Origin of the sequence: Halorubrum sp. FL23 (assembly GCF_052439115.2) — an archaeon.
Classification (GTDB): Archaea; Halobacteriota; Halobacteria; order Halobacteriales; family Haloferacaceae; genus Halorubrum; species Halorubrum persicum.
The window spans coordinates 68,516-88,522 of the sequence record NZ_JBQVRO020000004.1 but is presented as its reverse complement, the minus strand read 5'-3'; the positions used below and the strand labels follow the sequence as shown (position 1 = coordinate 88,522).

General features: G+C 71.4%; 25 protein-coding genes. 13 read left to right on the top strand and 12 right to left on the bottom strand.

Annotated elements, in window-relative coordinates; translation table 11 throughout:
- The first annotated feature begins 13 nt into the window (after positions 1 to 13).
- Both ACT4MF_RS06375 and ACT4MF_RS06370 read left to right on the top strand, forming a co-directional pair.
- Entirely contained in the window at positions 14 to 1,105 is a 1,092-nt protein-coding gene (locus ACT4MF_RS06375; protein ID WP_099254102.1) for a bactofilin family protein, read from the top strand.
- Positions 1,106 to 1,295: 190 nt separating this feature from the next.
- On the top strand, positions 1,296 to 2,201 hold the full coding sequence (locus tag ACT4MF_RS06370; RefSeq protein WP_444682155.1) for a dihydrodipicolinate synthase family protein: 906 nt from the start codon (positions 1,296 to 1,298) through the stop codon (positions 2,199 to 2,201).
- A gap of 34 nt (positions 2,202 to 2,235) precedes the next feature.
- Here ACT4MF_RS06370 and ACT4MF_RS06365 read toward each other — a convergent pair whose 3' ends face one another.
- Positions 2,236 to 3,012 carry a YkgJ family cysteine cluster protein gene (locus tag ACT4MF_RS06365; RefSeq protein WP_444682156.1) on the bottom strand — a complete coding sequence of 259 codons (777 nt, stop codon included), beginning with the start codon at positions 3,010 to 3,012 and terminating at the stop codon, positions 2,236 to 2,238.
- Between the two features lie 111 nt (positions 3,013 to 3,123).
- On the opposite strand from ACT4MF_RS06365, the gene ACT4MF_RS06360 reads away from it, so the two are divergent.
- A complete protein-coding gene (locus tag ACT4MF_RS06360; protein ID WP_099254050.1) occupies positions 3,124 to 3,570 on the top strand; it encodes a DUF5788 family protein in 447 nt (148 codons plus the stop codon).
- A 38-nt stretch (positions 3,571 to 3,608) separates the two neighbouring features.
- Here the strand turns inward: ACT4MF_RS06360 and ACT4MF_RS06355 are convergent, their stop codons facing one another.
- The 7 genes from ACT4MF_RS06355 to ACT4MF_RS06325 all read right to left on the bottom strand — a co-directional run bounded on the left by ACT4MF_RS06355 (position 3,609) and on the right by ACT4MF_RS06325 (position 9,792).
- Entirely contained in the window at positions 3,609 to 4,634 is a 1,026-nt protein-coding gene (locus tag ACT4MF_RS06355) for a hypothetical protein (RefSeq protein ID WP_444682157.1), read from the bottom strand.
- Positions 4,635 to 4,740: 106 nt separating this feature from the next.
- Positions 4,741 to 5,211, bottom strand: coding sequence for a Rieske (2Fe-2S) protein (locus ACT4MF_RS06350; RefSeq protein WP_444682158.1), 471 nt, complete (start codon positions 5,209 to 5,211; stop codon positions 4,741 to 4,743).
- A gap of 91 nt (positions 5,212 to 5,302) precedes the next feature.
- Positions 5,303 to 5,926, bottom strand: coding sequence for an NfeD family protein (locus ACT4MF_RS06345; protein ID WP_099254047.1), 624 nt, complete (start codon positions 5,924 to 5,926; stop codon positions 5,303 to 5,305).
- A 217-nt stretch (positions 5,927 to 6,143) separates the two neighbouring features.
- On the bottom strand, positions 6,144 to 6,401 hold the full coding sequence (locus tag ACT4MF_RS06340; protein WP_444682159.1) for a DUF7312 domain-containing protein: 258 nt from the start codon (positions 6,399 to 6,401) through the stop codon (positions 6,144 to 6,146).
- Positions 6,402 to 6,458: 57 nt separating this feature from the next.
- Entirely contained in the window at positions 6,459 to 8,216 is a 1,758-nt protein-coding gene (gene pyk, locus ACT4MF_RS06335; protein WP_444682160.1) for a pyruvate kinase, read from the bottom strand.
- A 108-nt stretch (positions 8,217 to 8,324) separates the two neighbouring features.
- Entirely contained in the window at positions 8,325 to 8,783 is a 459-nt protein-coding gene (locus ACT4MF_RS06330; RefSeq protein ID WP_444682161.1) for a metal-dependent hydrolase, read from the bottom strand.
- A 73-nt stretch (positions 8,784 to 8,856) separates the two neighbouring features.
- Positions 8,857 to 9,792, bottom strand: a complete 936-nt coding sequence (locus ACT4MF_RS06325) for a thiazole biosynthesis protein (protein WP_444682162.1) — start codon at positions 9,790 to 9,792, stop codon at positions 8,857 to 8,859.
- A gap of 173 nt (positions 9,793 to 9,965) precedes the next feature.
- Between ACT4MF_RS06325 and ACT4MF_RS06320 the strand changes: the two genes are divergently transcribed.
- The 7 genes from ACT4MF_RS06320 (at position 9,966) to ACT4MF_RS06290 (ending at position 12,311) form a co-directional block, all read left to right on the top strand.
- The gene (locus ACT4MF_RS06320) at positions 9,966 to 10,232 is read left to right on the top strand and encodes a 50S ribosomal protein L37ae (RefSeq protein ID WP_099254042.1); all 267 of its coding nucleotides are present in this window, start codon (positions 9,966 to 9,968) and stop codon (positions 10,230 to 10,232) included.
- 4 nt (positions 10,233 to 10,236) lie between these two features.
- Positions 10,237 to 10,371 carry a DNA-directed RNA polymerase subunit P gene (locus ACT4MF_RS06315; RefSeq protein WP_004049526.1) on the top strand — a complete coding sequence of 45 codons (135 nt, stop codon included), beginning with the start codon at positions 10,237 to 10,239 and terminating at the stop codon, positions 10,369 to 10,371.
- Between the two features lie 23 nt (positions 10,372 to 10,394).
- Positions 10,395 to 10,679 carry a KEOPS complex subunit Pcc1 gene (locus tag ACT4MF_RS06310; protein ID WP_099254041.1) on the top strand — a complete coding sequence of 95 codons (285 nt, stop codon included), beginning with the start codon at positions 10,395 to 10,397 and terminating at the stop codon, positions 10,677 to 10,679.
- A gap of 114 nt (positions 10,680 to 10,793) precedes the next feature.
- The gene (locus ACT4MF_RS06305; RefSeq protein WP_099254101.1) at positions 10,794 to 11,177 is read left to right on the top strand and encodes a prefoldin subunit beta; all 384 of its coding nucleotides are present in this window, start codon (positions 10,794 to 10,796) and stop codon (positions 11,175 to 11,177) included.
- A gap of 6 nt (positions 11,178 to 11,183) precedes the next feature.
- On the top strand, positions 11,184 to 11,486 hold the full coding sequence (locus tag ACT4MF_RS06300; RefSeq protein ID WP_099254040.1) for a DUF3194 domain-containing protein: 303 nt from the start codon (positions 11,184 to 11,186) through the stop codon (positions 11,484 to 11,486).
- Positions 11,487 to 11,616: 130 nt separating this feature from the next.
- Entirely contained in the window at positions 11,617 to 11,814 is a 198-nt protein-coding gene (locus ACT4MF_RS06295; protein WP_099254039.1) for an HVO_0649 family zinc finger protein, read from the top strand.
- A 71-nt stretch (positions 11,815 to 11,885) separates the two neighbouring features.
- Positions 11,886 to 12,311 carry a universal stress protein gene (locus ACT4MF_RS06290; protein ID WP_444682163.1) on the top strand — a complete coding sequence of 142 codons (426 nt, stop codon included), beginning with the start codon at positions 11,886 to 11,888 and terminating at the stop codon, positions 12,309 to 12,311.
- Positions 12,312 to 12,320: 9 nt separating this feature from the next.
- Here ACT4MF_RS06290 and ACT4MF_RS06285 read toward each other — a convergent pair whose 3' ends face one another.
- The 4 genes from ACT4MF_RS06285 to ACT4MF_RS06270 form a co-directional block, all read right to left on the bottom strand.
- Positions 12,321 to 12,875 carry a GMP synthase subunit A gene (locus tag ACT4MF_RS06285; RefSeq protein WP_444682164.1) on the bottom strand — a complete coding sequence of 185 codons (555 nt, stop codon included), beginning with the start codon at positions 12,873 to 12,875 and terminating at the stop codon, positions 12,321 to 12,323.
- 135 nt (positions 12,876 to 13,010) lie between these two features.
- Positions 13,011 to 14,495, bottom strand: a complete 1,485-nt coding sequence (gene truD, locus ACT4MF_RS06280; RefSeq protein ID WP_444682165.1) for a tRNA pseudouridine(13) synthase TruD — start codon at positions 14,493 to 14,495, stop codon at positions 13,011 to 13,013.
- Complete coding sequence (gene pth2, locus ACT4MF_RS06275) at positions 14,496 to 14,834, bottom strand: peptidyl-tRNA hydrolase Pth2 (protein WP_099254035.1); 339 nt, start codon at positions 14,832 to 14,834, stop codon at positions 14,496 to 14,498.
- Positions 14,835 to 14,957: 123 nt separating this feature from the next.
- Positions 14,958 to 15,776, bottom strand: coding sequence for a bacteriorhodopsin (locus tag ACT4MF_RS06270; protein ID WP_444682219.1), 819 nt, complete (start codon positions 15,774 to 15,776; stop codon positions 14,958 to 14,960).
- 340 nt (positions 15,777 to 16,116) lie between these two features.
- Here ACT4MF_RS06270 and ACT4MF_RS06265 point away from each other — a divergent pair, with 340 nt between their 5' ends.
- The 3 genes from ACT4MF_RS06265 (at position 16,117) to ACT4MF_RS06255 (ending at position 19,995) form a co-directional block, all read left to right on the top strand.
- Entirely contained in the window at positions 16,117 to 16,542 is a 426-nt protein-coding gene (locus ACT4MF_RS06265) for a cupredoxin domain-containing protein (protein WP_444682166.1), read from the top strand.
- Positions 16,543 to 16,629: 87 nt separating this feature from the next.
- Complete coding sequence (locus ACT4MF_RS06260) at positions 16,630 to 17,457, top strand: sulfite exporter TauE/SafE family protein (protein ID WP_444682167.1); 828 nt, start codon at positions 16,630 to 16,632, stop codon at positions 17,455 to 17,457.
- 3 nt (positions 17,458 to 17,460) lie between these two features.
- Positions 17,461 to 19,995, top strand: a complete 2,535-nt coding sequence (locus ACT4MF_RS06255; protein WP_444682168.1) for a heavy metal translocating P-type ATPase — start codon at positions 17,461 to 17,463, stop codon at positions 19,993 to 19,995.
- Positions 19,996 to 20,007 lie beyond the last annotated feature (12 nt).

Genomic DNA, 20,007 nt, shown 5'->3' with positions numbered 1-20,007 from the left:
AGACACTCCGATCATGGCCCTCTCAGACAGCAGCACTCGCCGTCGCATCGCCGTCGCGCTCGCGCTCGTGGCGCTCCTGTCGCCGCTCGCGACCGGGCTCGCCACGGCGCAGTCCGTTCAAGGCGCATCCGGGTCCATCGTCGTCGACGAGGGAGAGACGGTCGACAGCGTCGAGGGCGCGGCCGCCACGATCGTCGTGCGCGGCACCGTCGAGGGCGACCTCTCCGGTGCGGCCGGCTCGATCCGGATCGCCGAGACGGGCCGCGTCGGCGGCAACGTCCAGGCCGCCGCCGGGACCGTGATCGTCGACGGCACGGTCGGCGGAGACGCGGAGATCGGCGCCGGCTCCTTCGAACTGACGGAGACCGGTCGAATCGACGGCTTGCTGGACGCCGGCGCGGGCTCGATCGTCGTCGACGGCGCGGTCGGCGGCGACGTTCGCGCGGCCGCCGGCTCGGTCGTCCTCGGCCCCACCGCGGACATCGGCGGCGAGTTCCGGTACGACGCCGACGAGTTCACGCAGAGCCCGGACGCGACCGTCGCCGGCGGCGTCGTCGAGGACACGAGCCTCGGCGGCACGGGTTCCGGTGGCGGCGACTTCGTTCCGTCGTGGGTCGGATCCGCGTACGGCGTCGCCGCCAACCTCGTGTTAGGCGCGGTCCTCCTGCTCGCGTTCCCCCGGTTCTCGCGCGGTGTCTCCGACCGAATCGGCGGGGGACCGCTCGCCAGCGGCGGGGTCGGACTCCTCGCGCTGATCGCCGCACCGATCGCTCTCGCCCTCGTGGCGATCACGATCGTCGGGCTCCCGCTGGCCCTCGTCGGGATCGCGGCCTACGTCGTCGCGCTCTGGGTCGGCTCCGTGTACGGCCGGTACGCGCTCGGATCGTGGGTCCTCGCCCGGCTCGGCCGGCCGAACCGGTGGGCCGCGCTCCTGCTCGGCGTCGTCGGGGTCGCCCTGATCGGGCTGGTCCCGTGGGCGGGCGGGCTCGTCGAACTGCTCGTCCTCCTGCTCGGACTCGGTGCGCTCGGACTCGGGCTTCGGGACCGATATCGAGGACGGAACGACGCGATCGTCTCCGACAGCGACCCGGTGGAGGTGGACTGACCGCGGGGCTGCTCACCGTCTCGTCCTCGTTTCTCTCTTCCACCTCACTTCTCTCCTCTCACCCTCGTTTCTCTCTTCCCGCTCTCCATGCCTCCCGCCCCGATCGCCACACCTCCCGACGCCGCTCCCGGCTCCGGCAACCCCCGCCACCGGACCAAGACCTTTCTCGCGGTCCCCCGAACCACCCCGCATGAGCGATCCGACATTCCGCCACGGAGCCGTCTCGCCCCCGATCGTGACGCCGTTCGACGCGACCGGCGCCGTCGACGCCGACGCGCTCGCGAACCACGTCGAGACGCTCGTCGACGCCGGGCTCGACGGCATGGTTCCCTGCGGAACGACGGGCGAGTTCGCCAGTCTCACGGACGAGGAGTGTCGGACGGTGATCGAGACCGTCGTCGAGGCGGCCGACGGTCGCGTGCCCGTGCTCGCCGGCGCGGCGGACACGACCGTCTCGGGCGTGCGCGATCGGCTGCGGTTCGCGGCCGAGACGGGCGCCGACGCGGGGCTCGTCACGCTCCCGTACTACCACACCTCGACTGACTCCGACGGCCAGCGGGCGTTCTTCGAACGGGTCGCCGACGACTCCCCCGTCCCGATCTACCTGTACGACATCCCGCTGACGGTCGGCGAGCGGATCGACCCCGAGGTGGTCGCCGAACTCGCCGCCCACGAGTCGGTCGTCGGGCTGAAGGACACGTCGGGCGACCTCTCCGGGCTCGACGGCGTCATCCGCCGGACTCCGGAGTCGTTCACCGTCTTCCAAGGGGTCGACGCCCAGCTCTATCCGACCGTGACGCTCGGCGCGGACGGCGGGATCAACGCGCTCTCCCAGGTGATCCCCGAGGCGTTCGTCGCGCTCGGCGAGGCGCTCCGCGCCGGCGACGACGACCGCGCGCTGGCGCTCCACCGGGAGGCGATCGCCCCGCTTTTCGCTCGCTGTGCCGACTACGGCTTCGCGCCGGCCACGAAGGTCGCGGCCGCGCATCGCGGATTCATTCCGGACCCGGCGGTCCGACCGCCGCTCACGCTCCCGGACGCGGCGGGGCGGGAGGCGATCGCCGCCGATGTCGACGCGGCGCTCGACGCGGTGTGACTGTCGGCGAGACGCCGATTCGGGCCCGAGTGCGTCAGTCCCCGTCGATCGGCGTCCCGTCCGCCTCCTTCGGTCCCTCGGAGTCGAAGACCACCACGTCGCCGTCGGCGCGCTCGGCGGCGGACGGATCGTAGCCGTCGCGCACGCCGATCGCCTCCGTCAGTTCGCGGACCGCGCGCTCCTTGAGCGACGCGGCCAGCGCCTCGGCGTCCGCGCGAGAGATGTCGCGGCCGAGCCCCTCGCACTCGTGGGCGCGGACGACGCCCTCGGCGTCCACCGCCTCGCCCATCGGCTGGCTCGTCCCCTCCAGGGCGACGCTGAACGGGTAGGTCCGGCAGATGAGCGGGCGGGCGTCGTGGACGGTACAGGCCCCTTGCCCGTTCGCCTCCGCGTAGAAGGTGCAGTCCCCGCAGTCGTCGGTCGCGAGCGCCCACTCGAACGTCTCGCCCGTGGGCTCGCCGTCGTCGCCCTCGGAGAGCCCGAACGGCATGGGGCGGGCCACGTCGCGCCAGTCGTACGAGTCGTCGGACTGCGCCTCGGCGGCGTCGGCGACCGCGCGGACCTCGTCCGGGAAGACGGTGGCCGTGTGCGGCTCGCGGTCGTCGGGGGCGTCGCCGTCGCCCCCGTGGCAGTCGGCGCCGGCGTCCTCCGCCCCCTCCCCCGCCGGCGCGCCGCCGGGTTCGTCGGGGGCGTATCCCGTACAGCAGCCGCCACAGCGCGTGCACTCGAAGCCGATCGACTCGATGGCGTCGGCGAGCTCGCCGGCGTCGAGGTCGCGGGCGCGTTCGAGTTCGGCTTCGAGCGATTCCATGGAGACGCTTGCGGCGCGATCAGGTTAATCCCGTCCCTTCGGGAGTCGCGTCGGCGTTCGAGGGTGCAGCCGCCGAAGGAGCGAAGTGCGACCGCCCCCTACCGAGGGGGCGTGAAGGAGTACGAGCGGAAGGGGCTCCTCGAACGCGTCAACCGCGAGGCGGCGACGGTCGGCGCGGATATCCCCGAGGAGATCGAGATCCAGGGGGAGCCGATCGAACTGCGGTCGTTCGTCTTCGAGATCAAGCGCCGCGACACCGTCCCGCCCGGCGAGCGGGAGCGGGTCGAGCAGGCGAAACGGAACCTCCGGCGCGAGCGCTTAGACCGGCTCGAACCCATCGAGGAGAACGAGGTGAGCTACGATCGCGGCGAGGAGCTGGCGGCCTCGATCATCGGGATCGACCGCGCGCTCGACGCCCTGGAGGGGCTCGACGCGCCCGACCCCGAGACGGAGGCGAAGCGGCAGGAGACGGCCGACCGCAAGCGCTGGATGAGCTTCTTGAAGAAGGCGCTCGGCCGGGACGACGCGGGCGGGGCGGGCGGTCGAACGCGGTTCTGACGGGTCGGCGGCCGCGCTCGCCGCCGACGGAGACGGCTTCAGGCCGACTGGAACTGCAGGCGGTAGTCGTAGTAGCGGTCGTCGTAGCGGATCCGCTCTGACCCGGACTCGCTCCACCCCGCGTCCTTCCGAATGTTGCCGTCGAGGTACGGGCGCTCGTGTATCGCTCGGAGCACCTCCGCGTACCCGTCCGAATAGGGGTGTGACTCCTCGTATCCCCCGCGGGCGGCGGCGTCGATCACCGCCCGCGCGTCGGCCGAGAGGTCGTCGCCCTCGATCCGCGCGCCGACCGTCCGCGCCCGGACGATCGCCTCCATCCGCTCCGGCGACTCCGCGACCGGCTCGGCGACCGCGCGGTACACGGGCTCGTAGAACCGCTCGCGGGTGACCGCGACCCGATAGACGGTGTCGCGGTACGTGACGCGGTTCGGGCCGTCGCCGTCGAGCAGTTCGCTCGCGTCGATCGCGTCCGCGTCGCGGTAGACGTAGCCGCCGCGTTCCACTAGGCCGACCGGCACGCCGCCGACGTCTCCCCGCGCTCGCGCCGAGAAGTGGGCGATTTCGACAGCGCGTCGGTCTCCCGCCGGGAGCGTCTGCTTCCCGACGGCGCCGTTCCCGTCGTCGTCGGTCTCCCCGTCCGCGTCGGTCCCGTTGCCGCCGTCGGCCCCGTCGGCCTCGAACAGCCGGAGCACGGGGCGCGTCGCTTCCGCTTCGTCGACGACGACGGAGCTCAGCCGATAGTAGGTCCCCTCGTGGGCGGCGTACGTCGGGTCGTCGCTCGCGGACGGGAACGGCTTTCGGTACTGCGTGGTGTACCGCTCCCCGTTTCGGGCGGACTTGAACGCCGCCTCGTCCCATCCCGGGCCGGCCGCCGCGAGATCGACGACGGCGGTGTCGCGGAGGGTGTCCCCCGCGTCGTCGAGCGTGAGCGCCAGCACGCGGTCGTCGTCGCCGTCCGCGGGGCCGCCCGTCACCGATCCGTCGAGGCAGCCGGCAAGCGCGCCCGCCGCCGCGGCGACGCCGCCGGCGAGCAGCCGGCGTCGGGAGGGGTTCGGATTGGTCATACGCGTCGTTCGTCGGCCCCACATAAATGGGTCGTCGTTGCACAAAGAGCCGCTGTGGTCTCCGGGGCGACTGCCCTCACCTCCGGCGCAACGGCCGTGGTCCCCCTCAGTTCCCCGTGAAGTCGATCCGCGAGTCGCCGGCGTCGCCGTCGCGGTTCGCGTGGCCGAGCCGGACGAACTCGTAGGCGTCGTCGGCGAGGTACACCGCGTCGCCGTCGACGGTCACGTCGACGCCCTCGAGCACGGCCCCCTCGCAGGGGCCGAAGTTGCAGTAGCCGCTGTCGGCCTCGAACGTCGCGCCGTGCTTCTGGCAGAACACCTCGCCGTTGCGCACGAACGCCCCGTCGTCCTTGTCGAGGCGCACGTCGGTCCAGTGTTGACAGTAGTTGCGGAACGCGCGCACGTCGCCGGCCGCCCGAGTGAGGATCGCCTCGGCCTCGGGCGTCCCGGCTTCGGACTCGCCCACGTCGCCCTCCCCGTCGTCGACGCTCTCCGGGTCGACCGGGCGCAGGGTCACGAGCAGCGTGCTGTCCTCGGGAACCTCCTCGACGGCGGCGATCCGACGGTCCGCGTCCATACGCGTCCGTGGCCGGCGGCGCGCTTCAACGGATCGATAACACGACGCCTCGCGCGCCCGGCGACGCCGCGCGGCGCGCGCCCTCCGCGCTTCACTCGCGTTCGGTCTCGGTCGCTCGCTCGGCGTCGTCGGTCTCCTCCGCCGTCTCGTCGGTCTCCCGCTGCGCTTCCTTCCGCGCCCTGTCCGCGGCGAGCTCCTTGTCGATGTCGTCCTCGACGTATCCCATCGACTCCACGGTGACGACGTTGCCGCCGCCGGGGTCGACGACCATCACCTCCTCGCCCTCCTCGATCTCGCCTTCGATCGATCGCGCGGAGTAGTGGGGGTTGAAGCCGCCGCCGGAGAGCTTCACCTCGCCGCCGGCGGTGGTCACCGCTTCGGTGACGACGCCGGTCTTCCCTTTCAGCGACGCGCTGTCGCTCGTCTGCTGTTGGCCCTTCCCGCCGTAGAGGTCGAACTCGTGGTAGCCGTAGAAGGCCGCCGCGCCGAACACGAGCGTCAGGAGCGCCATGACGAGGATCAGGCCCGCACCGACGACCCCGAGCGACGTGAGGAGGAGCCCACCGAGCCCCGCTCCGATCAGCGCGATGCCGACCACGATGAAGTTCGCGCCCGGCGCGAGCGCCTCCGCCATCGAGAGCAACAGCCCGGCCGTCAACAACAGCAGGGGGAGCGTGTCCGGGGAGAGGAGCCCGGACTGCGCGAGCACGTCCATGTCCAAACGTACGGCCGCGGCAGTATAAGTGGTGGTACGGGAGGAAGCAAGTGGCGGTACGGGAGGGCGCAAGTGGTGGTACGGGAGGGCGCAATCGGCGGTACGGAAAGGCGCAAGTGGCGGTACGGGAGGGCAGCGACGCGGGATGGGAACAGCGCGGGATGAAACGGATCGGGAGTCGACAACGCGGTCGACGGCGACTCGGGGCCCCGACCGATCAGAACCCGAGGAAGAGGACGGCGATCGTGAGCACGACCCCTAACACGACGAATACCGCGTGTTCGGCGTCGATCGACCCGGGCTCGATCGGTTCGGTTTCTGGCGTGTGAGTGTCCTCGGTGACGCCGCCGGGGCCGACGTCCTCGACGGCGAACCGCCACTCGCGCTCGTCGCCGTCTCCGTGTTCGGCCTCGTCCGGGCGCGTCTCGTTCGCCCGGCTCCGAACCTCGTCGCGCTCCCCGTCGTCGCTGCTCATGCTCGCGGCTACGCGACTCATCTGTAAATGGCTGGCGGGTGGGGAAGCCTCCCCGCGCTACCGCTTCCGCGCCGCCGCGATCACGTCGCCGTCGTAGACCACGCCGCGCTCGCCGTCGACCGTGATCACGGTCCCGTCGGTCACGCTCTCGGGGAGGTGCGCGCCGGAGACCATCGGCACGCCGAGCTCCCGGGCGACCACCGCCGGGTATCCCGTCATCCCTTCGCGGGCGTCGATGATCCCGGCGACAGCGTTCAGGTCGCCCGTGAACTCGCCCTCGAAGCTGGGGCCGAGCGCGATGATCGACCCGTCCGGGAGCTCGCTCAGATCGCCGTCGGCGGTGTGGTACACCGGGGCGGCGACGCGACCGGCGGCGACCGCCTTGCCGGTCACCAGCGTCTCGGCGGCGACGTGGACCTTGAGCGTGTTCGTCGTGTTCGTCCCCTCGAACTCCGAGAGCATCCCCGAGAGCACGACGAGCGTGTCCCCGGACGAGGCGCCGCCGGTGTCGAGCGCGGCGTCGACCGCGTTGTCGAGGATCGTCTCCATGTCGTGGACGTACTCGGTCAAGACGGGACGAACCCCCCACGAGAGTGCGAGCTGGCGACGGACGCGGTCGTCCGGCGTCGTCGCGACCACGGGGACCGCCGGTCGGAACATCGCCGTCTTGCGGGCCGTGAACCCGGACTCCGAGACGGCGACGACCGTGGAGGCGCCGATGTCGCGGGCGAGGTAGCGCGCGGACCGGGCCAGCGCCTCGGTCCGCGAGCCCTCCGCGGCGGTCGGCACGCGCTGTTCGCGCGTCTCCGCGTACTCGTCGCTCGACTCGACCTCACGGACGATCCGGTCCATCGTCTCGACGACGTTGACGGGGTCATCGCCGATGGCGGTCTCGCCGGAAAGCATCACGGCGTCGGTGCCGTCGAGGACCGCGTTGGCGACGTCGGAGGCCTCCGCCCGGGTGGGCCGCCGCGAGTGGACCATCGAGTCGAGCATCTCCGTCGCCGTGATGACGGGGACGCCCGCGTTGACGCACTTCCGGATGATCCGCTTCTGAATGACGGGCACGTCCTCCAGCGGGCACTCCACGCCGAGGTCGCCGCGGGCGACCATCACGCCGTCGGCGGCGTCGACGATCCCGTCGAGGTTGTCGACCGCGCCCGCCCGCTCGATCTTCGCGATGATCGGGATGTCGCCGCCGCCCCGCTCCTCCAGCGCGTCTGCGATCTGGTACACGTCCTCGGCGTTGCGCACGAAGGAGGCCGCGACGAAGTCGGCGTTCGCCCGGGCGGCGAGGTCGAGCTCGGCCTCGTCCGCCGGGGTGATGAGGTCCACGTCGATGGCGACGCCGGGGAGGTTGACGCCCTTCCGCGAGCTGAGCTCCCCGCCGGAGACGACGGTGGCGACGACCGACTCGCCGTCGACCCGCTCGACCCGGCACTCGATCCGACCGTCGTCCAAGAGGATCGTATCGCCCGGACCCGCGGCCGCGATGGAGTGGGTGAGGCCGACGCGTTCGGGGGTGGCGTCGTCGCCCTCGACGAACGTCACCTCGGAGTCCGTCGCGAGCGAGATCGGGTCGTCGAGCTCGGCGGTCCGGACCTCCGGTCCCTTCAGGTCGACCATCACCGCGAGCGGGTCGTCGAGCTCGGCGTCGACTTCGCGCGCGTGTTCGATGACCTCCTCGCGGTGGTCCGTCGTCCCGTGGCTGGCGTTCAGCCGGACGACGGACATCCCCGCGTCCGCGAGGTCGCGGATCGTGTCCCGGTCGTCCGACGCAGGACCGATCGTACAGACGATTTTGGCGTTTCGCATGTCGGCGGTTTCGTCGCAGGGGCGGAAAAAGGCACACGGTTGAGTCGCCACCGAGTGAACGTTCATGAGGTTCGCCGGGAGGACGACTGCACCCCCGGAGCCCGCCGCTCACGGCGTGAGAGTGACGGACAGCGCGAGCGCGGCGGCACCGACGCCGAGGAACAGCCGGTTCGCGCGGGGGTTCGCCGCCGGCGTCAGATCGAGCGTCACGTGCCGCTCCGAGAGGGGGCGAAACGGCCAGATCCCCATCGGCGTGATCGCGTCGCCGGCGACGTGCGAGGTGAGCGAGAGCGCCGCGACACCACCGACGAAGGCCGCGGTCCACGGCGGGCGGACGACCGCCGTCGCGACGGCGACGACCGCGCCGACGGCGACCGTGAACGCGACCGTGTGCGTCGGGCCGCGGTGCGAGACCGGCAGTCGGTGATCGAGATCGGGTAGCGTCGCAAACGCGACGGCGACCGCCGCGCCGAGGACCGCCAGTTCCGGCGCACCGGCGACGCGGACCGCTCCCGCGACCGGCGCGTACGCGAGCAGCGCGATCCCGACGTGGCCCCGCCAGTACATGGGCGACGCTCGGGGAACGCCGCTGAAAAACCCGTTGGGGGAGGCGTCGGCGGAGCGGGCGCTCGCGTCGCCTCTAGTCGTCGGCGGGCGCGGGCGCGTCGCCCGCGGAGAGCCGGACCTCCGGTTCGTCGACGCCGAGTTCGTCGAGCGCGGCCTGCGCGGCGCGCTTCCCGGAGACCAACATCGCGCCGAACGTCGGCCCCATCCGCGGGAGGCCGTGGGCGGTCGCGACCGCCATGCCGGACGCGATCAGCCCGTCGTGGACGACGCCGGTGTGCTCGACCACGGCGTCCTCGCTCTCGCCGACCCACATCGAGTCGTGGCCGGGCGAGTCGTGGCCGGGCGCGCCGTACTCGCCGTCTCCGGTCTGGTCCATCCCGGTGTTGTGCTCCTTCGCGTGTTCGATGCCGGGCGCCGAGAGGACGCCGCGCTCGTCGAGCTTGCTGATCGCGACCGCGTCGTGGCCGGTCGCGTCGATCACCAGGTCGGACTCGATCGCGATGGGGTCGACGCAGGTGATCTCGCGGGGGAGCGCGTGGACCGGCGTCCAGTTCATCACGATCCCGCCGACGCGGTGGTCCTCGCGGACGACGAGGTCGGTGAACTCGGTCATGTTCTGGACGCGCGCGCCGGCGTCGCAGGCCGCCTTGATCAGCCCGGAGCAGGCCTCGGGGCCGGCGGCGGTGTAGAGCCCGTCCACGTCGTCGACCGGCTCGTAGTCCACGTCGAGGTCGTCGAGGACCTCCTGTGCCGGATCGCGGACCGTCACCGTGTTCATCAGGAACCCGCCGAGCCAGAAGCCGCCGCCGAGATAGTTGTTCTTCTCGACGATCAGCACCTTCACGCCGCGCTCGGCCAGCTCTTTGGCGGCCATCAGCCCCGACGGGCCGCCGCCGAGGATGATCACCTCCGAGTCGGTGAACTCGAGGAACCCGTCGGTCCACTCGTTGCCGATCGCCTTCGTTACGTCCGTCTCGCTCACGTCGCTGAAGCCGTCGAATCCGTGCATACAACCAAGTAATATTACTTAGTAGTGAAAGGCGTTGCGGTCGTCGTCGCCGCTCGCGATCGGCGGTGGGATCGACTCCGTCGCCGCGCTCTCAGCGCGGCGCGACCGGCTCCGCGCTCCGGCGTCCCCGACTCGTAGCCTTTTTACCCGCGCTGGCGGTAGACGGAGTCACTATGGCTGAGGACAAGGCACGAAGCACCGGCAGCGCGGGCCGATTCGGCGCCCGATACGGCCGGGTCTCCCGCAAGCGGGTCCAGGACATCGAAGAGGAAATGCAGAACGCCACCGTCGACGGCGACGACGTGAAGCGCGTTGGCACCGGCATCTGGGTCAACGAGGAGACCGGCGAGACGTTCACCGGCGGCGCGTACCGCCCCGAGACGCCCGGCGGTCGCACCGTCCGCCGCTCCATCCGCGCCGCGCTCTCCGACGAGGAGTAAGGCGATGAGCTACAAGTGCTCCCGCTGTAAGCGCGACGTCACGCTCGACGAGTACGGCGGCGTGCGCTGTCCGTACTGCGGCCACCGCGTCCTCCTGAAGGAGCGCGGCGGCGACGTGAAGGAAGTCAACGTCGAGTAACCTCGCGCCCCGATCGCGTCACCGTGACTTCCGACGCCACCGTTTCGACTTCCGAGCGCGCGCACGAAACGGTTCTCTCGTTCCGCTACCCCTCCGAGCGGCGCGCACGGCTCGTCGGCGACGCGCTCGCCCCCGAAGTCGGCGAGATCGACGACGCCCGATCAGCCGCGACCGTCTCCCGCGACGGCGACGCGGTCCGAGTCCGCGTCGTCGCCGACGACCTCGTCGCCCTCCGCGCCGGGATCAACAGTTGGTCGCGGCTCGTCGACGTCGCCGAGCGCGTCGGCTCGGGACGCGGTCGAGAGTAGCGGCGACCTGCCGTTTTCTCGCCTCTCCGGCGCTGTGCCCTCCGATCCGATCGTCGTCCGAGAAGTCGGGGGTTTTTCCGTCCGGGACGCCTCGTCTCGCCCATGCAAGGGAACATGCCGCCCGAGGCACAGGAGAAGATCGAGGAGCTGCAGGAGCTGCAGGAGACCGCACAGCAGGTCGCCGAGCAGAAAGAGCAGGCCCAGACCGCGCTCAACGAGTCCAAGACGGCGCTCGACGCCCTCGAAGACGTCGACGATGACGCCGGAATGTACCGCGAGATCGGCGAGGTCCTCGTCGAGACGGACTACGAGTCCGCCTACGACGACCTCGAGAACAAGGTCGACTCCCTCGAAGTTCGCGCCGAGCAGCTTCAGAAGCAGGAGGAGCGCGTCGAGGAGCAGTTCGACGAGCTGCAGGACGAGCTCCAGCAGATGCTTCAGGGCGGCGCCGGCGGCGGCCCGATGGGTCCGGGCGGTCCGGGCGCGGGCGGCGCGTAAGCGCCGATGTCCGACGGATCGAGCGACGGATCGACCGGCGAACCGGTCGGTGCAGGCGACGGGAGCGCCGATGACGAGCCCACGGACGACGAAGTCGTTCGCACGGCCGCAGAGGCCGCCGAAGGCGTCGTGTTCGCGCACTACGACCAGTCGGCGGTGACCGATCTGGACGTGACGGTCACGTTCGAGGAGGGCGTCCTCGACGTCGATGTCTACCTGAACGCGCCGGACGACCCCGACCCGGACGCCGTCGCCCGCGAGGCGGCCGAAACCGCCGGCGAGGCGGTCGACGAGCTGTTCGAAGCGTAGGGCGGCGCACCTTTTTCAGCCCGCCGTGCCGACCGACCCGAGAGCGACGCCAGTCTCGACGGCGGAGTACCAGTTCGCGTGACTCTCCTGATCGATAACTATTAATCGTGTTATTGTGTATCGGTACCATATGTCATCTAGCTACGGCGGTACGTCGGCGTTCGATCGGCTCCGCGCGCGGCTCGACGGACGAGATCACGCCTGCGAGGAGTGCGGGTTCGTCGACGAGGAGGGTTCGTGGGAGGCGGTGACGACGGGCGCGACCGTCGAGTACCGACGGGAGTGCCCGAGCTGCGGGACCGAGCGCGTTCAGACGTACCGTCTGTGAACGGGAGGACCGTTCCGGGACCGTTCGCGCCGAGGTAACGGTTAAGTCGTTGGCGTGTGGGCTGAGACGACATGTACGACGCGATCCTGTGTCCGACCGACGGGAGCGCCGGCAGCGACGCCGCGATCGAACAGGCCTGTGGTCTCGCCGCCCTGACGGGCGCACGGGTCCACGCGCTGTTCGTCGTCGACGAGGGGATCGCCGGCGCCGACGAGTGGGACTTGGTCGTCGAGCGCGAGGAGGAGCGCGGCGAGCGCGCGCTCGACGCGGTCGTCGGAGCCGCGACGGAGCGCGGCGTCGAGGCGGAGCGCCACCTCCGACGCGGGCACCCCCACGAGGAGATCCTCGACGCCGCGGCCGACTACGACATCGATCTGATCGTGATGGGGACCCACGGGCGCACCGGGATCGGGCGCTTCGTTACGGCGGGGTCGGTCGCCGAGCGGGTCGTGCGACACAGCGAGCTCCCGGTGTTGACGGCGCACATCGGCGAGTAGCTCTCGGCCCTACGCGGACTCGCAGATCGCGACGAAGTTCTCGAACACTTCCTCGCCCCGCTCGGTGTGGGCGACCTCGGGGTGCCACTGGACGCCGAACAGCCCCGCCTCGGCGTTCGCCATCGCCTCCACGTCGCAGACGTCGGAGGTGGCGGTTCGAACGAACCCCTCGGGGACCTCGGTCACCTCGTCGGCGTGGGAGGCCCAGACGCGCGTCTCGGGCGCCAGCGAGCCGACGAGCGGGTCCTCGTCGTCGACGATCTCCACGTCGACGTCGGCGTAGCCGCCGTAGTCGCCGCCGCCGACCGCGCCGCCGCGCTCCAGCGCGATCAGCTGCATCCCGAGACAGATCCCGAGCACGGGCACGTCCAGATCGAGGTAGTCGGGCGCGTTGCCGACGCGGTCCATGTCGGGGCCGCCGGAGAGGACGATCCCGTCGGCGTCGATCTCCGCCGGGGGCGTGCCCGCCGAGACGATCTCGGTGTCGACGCCCACGTCGCGGAGCGCCCGCCGTTCGAGGTGGGTGAACTGGCCGTGGAGGTCGATGACGACGATCCGGGTCATGGCTCCGGTTGGCGGCTCCCGCACAAAAACGGCTCGGAACGGAGCGCAGTATCGTGGTGGTTTCGGCCGCGAAATCCGATCGATAATACACGAACGCGGATCAATCCGGGGATCAATCCGCGGGATCGCCGCCGATCAGAGGTCCAGCGGCCCGCTCTTGGTGAACTCCCGGAGCAGCACCGTGGCGTACGACCCGCTGGGGAGCGCGAACGCGAACCGCGGATCGCCGCCCTCGAACGTCACGTCGAGGTCGCTGCGGAGGAGGATCGCCCGCCGGGTGCCCGACGAGTCGAACTCGCCGGGGAGCGCGAAGTCGCCGGGCTCGATCCCGGCGCCGTCGAGGACCTCCCGTTCGATCTCGCCGGGCTCACCGTCGCCGAGGTCGGTCTCGGTGCCGACGAGGGGCGCGGTGACGAACGCCCGCCCGCGCTCGCAGTGGCGGGTGACGACGGAGACCCGGTCCTCGTCGACCCGCTGGAGGCGGTCCGTGTCGGGCGCGTACAGCTCGTCGGGGGCGTCGCCGTCGGCGAAACAGACCACGTCGCCGGCGACGGGCCGGTCGAACGGGAGCCCGCGGCGCAGGCGCTCGCTCAGCACCCGGTTGAAGAGGAACGACTGCGCGGCGTTGACGAACAGCCGCTGGAGGTTCGAGGGGACCGCCTCCAGCGCGTGGCGCCAGTCGTCGTGATCCGGGGGCGCGTCGGGGGGCACGTCGCGCTCGGCGAGCCGGTGGACCATCGAGCGCTCGAAGCGGAGTTTCCCCGGGATTGCGTCGAGGCAGGCCTCCCAGTCGCCGTCGCCGGTGCCGTCGGCGGTGGCGGGGTCGTCGCCCGCGCCGAGGCCGTCGCCCGCGCCGCCGTCGCCGACCCCGAACGCGGCGTCGACGCGGTCGCGCGCGGCGCGGGTGTCGTCCGGCTCCGTCGCCGCGGGATTGCCGGCGTACAGCCGTACCGCCTCGCGGACGTCGCCGCGGACGACCGCGAGTCCGACGCGGTGCGTCACGGGGCGCCGGCTCCCGAAGCGCTGCTGGCCGAAGTAGTTGGGGACGCCGACGACGGCGCCGTTACCGCCCGGACCGGTCGCCTCCGTCTCCCCACCGTCGCCCCCGAACGCCCGCAGGTCCGCCACCACGTCGGCGACGCGCTCGGGGGCCTCGCTTCCCGCGTCGGCGACGCGGATCTCGAAGGCGTTGCCCGCGAGGTCGCCGAACGAGAGGCCGCGGCCGGCCCGCCCGAGGGGATCGATCTCGGCGCCGCGGATCTCGGGGAGGTCGTCGGGGTCGACCTCGCGGAGCGTGAACAGCTGGGTGGTGACGGCGCGCTTGTCCTTCGTCCCCGCCCACGAGACGCGCTCGCGGCTGATCCCGAGGGCGTCGGAGATCCGGCGCGCGAAGTCGTTCGTGTCCCAGTCGCGGAGCGTGACGCGGACGACGAGCTCGGGGTAGCTCCCGGTGTCCGCGCCGAGCGGCTCCGGCTCGAACGCCTCCAGCTCGCGGACGCGGAAGTCTTCTGGCGACTCGCGGAGCCGACCGCCGATCCCGTCGGCGTCGCTGACGTAGTGGTCGATGCCCGCGGCGCGCTCGGTCGGGTGCGCCTCGCGGAGCGTGTGGGGCGAGGCCATCTAGTAGAGCGAGAGGTCGCCGGTCACGCGGTCGACGGTGTCGTCGCGGGCGGGTCCCACCGCGAGCGCGGTGACGGTCCCCGGTTCCAGTTGGGTGTGGCCGGCGTCGCGGACGATCGCGTACGGGATCCCCTCTTTGTCGGCCTTGTCGGCCAGCGCGAACAGCTGGCTCTCGGAGTCGCCCTTGAGAACGATCTTCTTCTGTCCCTCGCCCTGCCACTTCTTGCGGACGCGTCGCCCGGCGTCCTGGTACGCCGACAGCGACGCGTGCGCGACCTGCGCGGCGAGTTTCCCCTCACCCATCCCGATGTCGGTGCGGGCGACGATGGCCTGTTTCATGTCCGTGTCCACCGCCGCCGCGGGTTTAGCGTTTGTCTCTCGGTCGCCTCGACGGGGAGTGACAGACGCGAAAACGGCCGCGAAACGCCCGCATCGCGGCGGACGCCCGTCGATTGCCGGAACTCAGTCGTCCGCGGCCGCGACGCCGCTCCCGTCCGAGCCGAGCCCGGAGCTTATCGTCGCAACCGCGCTCTCGTTGCTCGCGACCCAGCGCAGCAGGAGGAACGCGAAAACGTACTTCGCGACGATGTCCATCCCGCTGTAGGCCCACGAGGTGACCGCGGGAGACTGGACTAACGCGAGCCCCTCGGCGCCGACCCCCCAGACGATCGGGTAGCCGAGCCACAAGACGACGGTGAGCAGTTTCAGCGTGTTGAATATCTCGGCGGTGCCGGCGATCTCGGCGTCCTCCGCCCACTCGACGAGCAGGACGTAGAGGACGACGGCGAAGAAGGCGCAGCTGATGCCGTACCAGACCCAGCGCAGCATGTACGAGGACGTGGTCAGCGCGGCCGCGAGGCCCGTGACGCACATCGCGATGTCGGCCGTGATCGCCGTGAACAGCTTCGTCACGTTCGATCCGGCGAGCAGCCCGAGCGCGAGGAGGATCATCGGCGTCGACAGGGCCCACGTGAGATACCGACCCCACGGCGTGAACACGCCGCCCTCCGGCCCGGACCCGGCCCCGGCCAGCGCGTGTCCGGCCGGCATTTCGAGAAAGCCGACGGTGATCCCGGATACGAGTCCGGTGTAGCTGGCGATCGACACGAGCGGCACCATCAGCGTGGCGACGAAAATCAGCTGAGCGCGGGGATCCTCCACGAGCCGTCCCATGTAGACGAACAGGAGGATCGACAGCCCCGCGAGGGCGATGTTCAGCCAGAGCGACGCACTCAGGAGCGGATCCGCCCGGATGTACTCGAACAGCTCGGTCTGGGTCATCTCGAGTGGCACGATTCCCCGCGCGAGCGCGTCGGCTGCTGCTGTTTCGATCATGCGATGTCGACGGCTACGAGATGAGCCGGTTAAACAGCAGTACCCAACTAGTAGGGGTCCACCGTGTACGTTTCATTCTGAGACGGATTGTTCGGATCATTTTCTTTATCGCTCACCCCGACGAACGCGCGTTTTAAAACACGCAGATCGACGGCAGATTCGGGGACGGCAGCCGAAAGGCGAGACGAGATGTGGCGCGCCCGCGTTCGCTCCGCCGGCGGCCGAGACGTTCTCACTCGGCGGGGACGACCGCGGTATTGAAACGACTGAGGCACCCAGTGTGACCATGCATCGCAGACGGTTCCTCCGAGGGATGGGCGCCGCCGGAGGCGTCGCGGCGACGACCGCTCTCGCCGGCTGTTCGGCCGTCGGCGGCGACCCCGGCTACGACGTGGGGATGATGGCGTCCGCGTTCGAGCCGACCGAGGTGACGGTCGCCGTCGGCGACACCGTCGTCTGGGAGAACACGAGCGCCCGCGGCCACACGGTCACCGCCTACGAGGGCGCCATCCCGGACGCGGCCGAATACTTCGCCTCGGGCGGTTACGACGGCGAAATGGCGGCTCGCGAGGCCTGGGCCGACGAGTTCGGCGGACGCTTGGAGAACGGCGATCGCTACTCGCACACCTTCGAGGTCGCCGGCCGCTACGACTACGTCTGCATCCCCCACGAGGCAGGGGGAATGGTCGGGACCGTTCTCGTGGAGGAGTGACGTGCGAGCGCACCGACTCGCCCGCCCGCTCCCCCGGGCGACGAAACCCATTAGCGCGCGCGACTCCAACCACAGGTGACTCGACTCATGGCCATCTCGACGCTTCTGGGGACCGACGTCCTGCTGTTCCTTGCTATCGGGCTGCTCGGCGGCGCCCACTGTATCGGGATGTGCGGCCCGCTCGTCACGGTGTACGCGGGGCAGATGCGCGCGGGCGGCGAGCGCGCCGACGGCGGCTCGACGGCCGCCGGCGCGACTCGTGACCGCCGCGGGAGCCACCTCACGACGTACGAGGTCCGCCAGCACGCGTTGTTCAACCTCGGCCGCGCCGCGAGCTACGCGACCATCGGCGCGGCGCTCGGGGCGCTCGGCGGGGCCGTCCTCGTCACGACCGCGACGCTGACCGGCGCGGCCGAGGCGGTGCGGGGCGTCGTCGGCCTCGTCGTCGGCGCGGCCGTGATCCTCGTCGGGGTCAGATACGCGCTCGGCGGCGCGACCGGCGGGATACACCTCCCCGGACTCGGCCGCGTCACCGGCTGGCTCACGGGCCACGTCGACCGGCTCGCCAACGGTCCCGGGATCGTCGGGCTCGGCGCGGTCCACGGCCTGCTCCCCTGCCCGATCCTCTACCCGGCGTACCTCTACGCGTTCGCCAGCGGCTCCGCCGTCAGCGGCGCGCTGGCGCTCGGCGCGCTCGGCGTCGGCACGATGCCCGCCGTCTTCCTCTACGGCACCGTCATCGAGAGCGTCGACGCGGTCCACCGTCGCCGCGTCCACCGCCTGCTCGGCGTCGCCTTCGTCGCGCTCGGCTACGTCCTGTTCGCGCACGGGCTCATGGCCGTCGGCGTCCACGTGCCCCACCCGAGCCTCCCCTTCTGGAACCCGATCGACATCGCGGCCGCGGGGGGACACTGACCCATGAGCGCGCCCGACTGCACGCTCTGTGAGCTCCCGACGGACGGCGTCGACGTGGTCGACGACGACGGAAACGAGTTCTGCTGTACCGGCTGCCGCGACGTGTACGAGACGCTCGGCGACGCCGACGTCGACGCCGAGACGGTCCGGGAGCGGCGGCGGAGCAGCGAGGCCGGTGACGCGGGCGACGGCGCCGACGCCGCGGTCCCCGACGACCACGAGGCGACGTTCCTCGAGGTCGACGGGATGCACTGCGCCACCTGCGAGGCGTTCATCGAGACGGTCGCCACCGACACCGAGGGCGTCAGCGCCGCCAGCGCGAGCTACGTCACGGACACGGTGCGGATCGATCACGACCCCGGCGCGGTCTCCACGGACGACCTCTCGGCGGCGGTGAGCGGGCTCGGCTACAGCGCGTACGACCGCGACGACGCCTTCTCGCGCCGACAGGCGGACAACATGGCCACGGCGCGGCTCGCGGCCGGCGTGCTCGTCGGGATGGCGGTCATGCTCCAGTACATCGTCATCATCTACCCGACGTACTTCGCGTTCCCCTTCTACAACGAGCGGACGCTGGAGTACCTCAACGAGGCGATGTCCTCCACGTCGGGGACGTACTTCTTCATCGTCATCGCCGTGTTGACCACGGTGGTCCTGTTCGTCACCGGGAAGCCGATACTGCGGGGCGCGTACGTCAGCGCGAAGACGCGGTCGCCGAACATGGACTTACTCGTCGCGATCGCGGCGGTCAGCGCGTACGTCTACAGCACGCTCGCCGTGATCTTCGTCGAGTCGCCCTCGATCTACTACGACGTGACCGTCGCGATCATCGTGATCGTCACCGTCGGCAACCACTACGAGGACTCGATCAAAAAGCGGGCGACCGAACTCCTCTCCGATCTCACCGCGGTGCAGGTCGACAGCGCCCGGCGGCTGGTGGGCGGCGGTGAGGGAGGGTTCGGCGGTGAGGGAGGGGTCGGCGCTGACGGCGAGGGCGCCGTTACCGGCGCCGACACCGAGGAGGTGGCCATCGACGACCTCGCGCCCGGCGACCGGCTGCTCGTGCGCGCCGGCGAACGGATCCCGGTCGACGGCGAGGCGATCGCGGGCGACGCCGCCGTCGACGAGTCGGTCGTCACGGGCGAGTCGATGCCGGTCCGGAAGACGCCCGGCGACGCCGTGGTCGGCGGCTCCGTGGTCGCCGACGGCTCGCTGACGGTCGAGGTCGGCCCGGACGCGACCTCCAGCCTCGACCGCGTCGCGGAGCTCGTCTGGGACCTCCAGAGCGGGAACCACGGCGTCCAGAAGCTCGCCGACCGGCTGGCGACGATATTCGTGCCGGCCGTGCTCGCGGTCGCGCTCCTCGCCGCGGGCGCGAACCTCGCGCTCGGCAACGGGGTGACGGAGGCGATGCTCGTCGGGCTCACGGTGCTCATCGTCTCGTGTCCGTGCGCGCTCGGGCTCGCGACGCCGCTCGCGGTCGCCGCCGGGATCCGCGACGCGCTCGAACGCTCCATCGTGATCTTCGACGACACCGTCTTCGAACGCCTCCGCGGGGCCGACACCGTCGTCTTCGACAAGACGGGCACGCTCACGACCGGCGAGATGCGAGTCGTCTCCGCCGACGTCGACGACGACCTGCTCCGGCTCGCCGCCGCCGTCGAGGAGCGCTCGGCGCACCCGGTCGGGCAGGCGATCGCCGCGGCGCGCGCGAGCGACGGCACCGCCGGAGCGGCCGACGCCGCTGCGAATCCCGACTCCGCGTCGCCCGCTGTCGCCGACGGCGGGCAGGACCCCGCCTCGGTCACCGACTTCGAGAGCCACGCCCGCGGCGTCTCCGGCGTCGCCGACGGCGTCGAGGTCGTCGTCGGCCACCCGGCCCTGTTCGACGAGCGCGGGTGGGCGGTCCCCGACGGGGTCCGCGAGGCGGTCGCGGCGGCCCGCGACGTGGGGCGCGTCCCGGTCGCGGTCGGTCGCGACGGCGCCGCGGAGGGCGTCGTCGTGGTCGGCGACGAGCTGCGCGAGGGGTGGGAGGAGACCGTGACCGAGCTCGCCGACTCGGGCGTCGAGGTGGTCGTGCTGACGGGCGACGACGAGCGCGCGGCGACCGTCTTCAGCGAGCACGACGCGATTTCGTCGGTGTTCGCGGGCGTGCCGCCCGAGGGCAAAGCCGAGACGGTCGAGCGGCTGAAGACGCGCGGGCGGACGGTGATGGTCGGCGACGGGACCAACGACGCGCCCGCGCTCGCCGCGGCGGACCTCGGCGTCGCGCTCGGCGGCGGGACGGCGATGGCGGCCGACGCGGCCGACGTGGCGATCGTCGACGACGACCTCGGCTCCGTGGCGACCGTCTTCGAGCTCTCGCGGGCCGCGGGCCGACGCGTGAAGGGGAACATCGGCTGGGCGTTCTGCTACAACGCGGTCGCGATCCCGCTCGCGGTGACCGGGCTGCTCAACCCCCTGTTCGCCGCCGTGGCGATGGGCGCCTCCAGCCTGCTCGTCGTGACGAACTCCTCTCGAGCGCTGCTGGACGACTAACGCGCTCGGATC

What these genes read in the sequence shown, in the direction of transcription:
- ACT4MF_RS06300 (WP_099254040.1), top strand. Translation starts at nt 11,184, where the DNA reads ATGTCCGACGGATCGAGCGACGGATCGACCGGCGAACCGGTCGGTGCA.
- ACT4MF_RS06265 (WP_444682166.1), top strand. Translation starts at nt 16,117, where the DNA reads ATGCATCGCAGACGGTTCCTCCGAGGGATGGGCGCCGCCGGAGGCGTC.
- ACT4MF_RS06315 (WP_004049526.1), top strand. Translation starts at nt 10,237, where the DNA reads ATGAGCTACAAGTGCTCCCGCTGTAAGCGCGACGTCACGCTCGACGAG.
- ACT4MF_RS06350 (WP_444682158.1), bottom strand. Translation starts at nt 5,211, where the DNA reads ATGGACGCGGACCGTCGGATCGCCGCCGTCGAGGAGGTTCCCGAGGAC.
- ACT4MF_RS06370 (WP_444682155.1), top strand. Translation starts at nt 1,296, where the DNA reads ATGAGCGATCCGACATTCCGCCACGGAGCCGTCTCGCCCCCGATCGTG.
- pyk (WP_444682160.1), bottom strand. Translation starts at nt 8,216, where the DNA reads ATGCGAAACGCCAAAATCGTCTGTACGATCGGTCCTGCGTCGGACGAC.
- ACT4MF_RS06305 (WP_099254101.1), top strand. Translation starts at nt 10,794, where the DNA reads ATGCCGCCCGAGGCACAGGAGAAGATCGAGGAGCTGCAGGAGCTGCAG.
- ACT4MF_RS06285 (WP_444682164.1), bottom strand. Translation starts at nt 12,875, where the DNA reads ATGACCCGGATCGTCGTCATCGACCTCCACGGCCAGTTCACCCACCTC.
- pth2 (WP_099254035.1), bottom strand. Translation starts at nt 14,834, where the DNA reads ATGAAACAGGCCATCGTCGCCCGCACCGACATCGGGATGGGTGAGGGG.
- ACT4MF_RS06330 (WP_444682161.1), bottom strand. Translation starts at nt 8,783, where the DNA reads ATGTACTGGCGGGGCCACGTCGGGATCGCGCTGCTCGCGTACGCGCCG.
- ACT4MF_RS06270 (WP_444682219.1), bottom strand. Translation starts at nt 15,776, where the DNA reads ATGACCCAGACCGAGCTGTTCGAGTACATCCGGGCGGATCCGCTCCTG.
- ACT4MF_RS06325 (WP_444682162.1), bottom strand. Translation starts at nt 9,792, where the DNA reads ATGCACGGATTCGACGGCTTCAGCGACGTGAGCGAGACGGACGTAACG.
- ACT4MF_RS06355 (WP_444682157.1), bottom strand. Translation starts at nt 4,634, where the DNA reads ATGACCAATCCGAACCCCTCCCGACGCCGGCTGCTCGCCGGCGGCGTC.
- ACT4MF_RS06365 (WP_444682156.1), bottom strand. Translation starts at nt 3,012, where the DNA reads ATGGAATCGCTCGAAGCCGAACTCGAACGCGCCCGCGACCTCGACGCC.
- truD (WP_444682165.1), bottom strand. Translation starts at nt 14,495, where the DNA reads ATGGCCTCGCCCCACACGCTCCGCGAGGCGCACCCGACCGAGCGCGCC.
- ACT4MF_RS06260 (WP_444682167.1), top strand. Translation starts at nt 16,630, where the DNA reads ATGGCCATCTCGACGCTTCTGGGGACCGACGTCCTGCTGTTCCTTGCT.
- ACT4MF_RS06320 (WP_099254042.1), top strand. Translation starts at nt 9,966, where the DNA reads ATGGCTGAGGACAAGGCACGAAGCACCGGCAGCGCGGGCCGATTCGGC.
- ACT4MF_RS06345 (WP_099254047.1), bottom strand. Translation starts at nt 5,926, where the DNA reads ATGGACGTGCTCGCGCAGTCCGGGCTCCTCTCCCCGGACACGCTCCCC.
- ACT4MF_RS06375 (WP_099254102.1), top strand. Translation starts at nt 14, where the DNA reads ATGGCCCTCTCAGACAGCAGCACTCGCCGTCGCATCGCCGTCGCGCTC.
- ACT4MF_RS06255 (WP_444682168.1), top strand. Translation starts at nt 17,461, where the DNA reads ATGAGCGCGCCCGACTGCACGCTCTGTGAGCTCCCGACGGACGGCGTC.
- ACT4MF_RS06340 (WP_444682159.1), bottom strand. Translation starts at nt 6,401, where the DNA reads ATGAGCAGCGACGACGGGGAGCGCGACGAGGTTCGGAGCCGGGCGAAC.
- ACT4MF_RS06295 (WP_099254039.1), top strand. Translation starts at nt 11,617, where the DNA reads ATGTCATCTAGCTACGGCGGTACGTCGGCGTTCGATCGGCTCCGCGCG.
- ACT4MF_RS06290 (WP_444682163.1), top strand. Translation starts at nt 11,886, where the DNA reads ATGTACGACGCGATCCTGTGTCCGACCGACGGGAGCGCCGGCAGCGAC.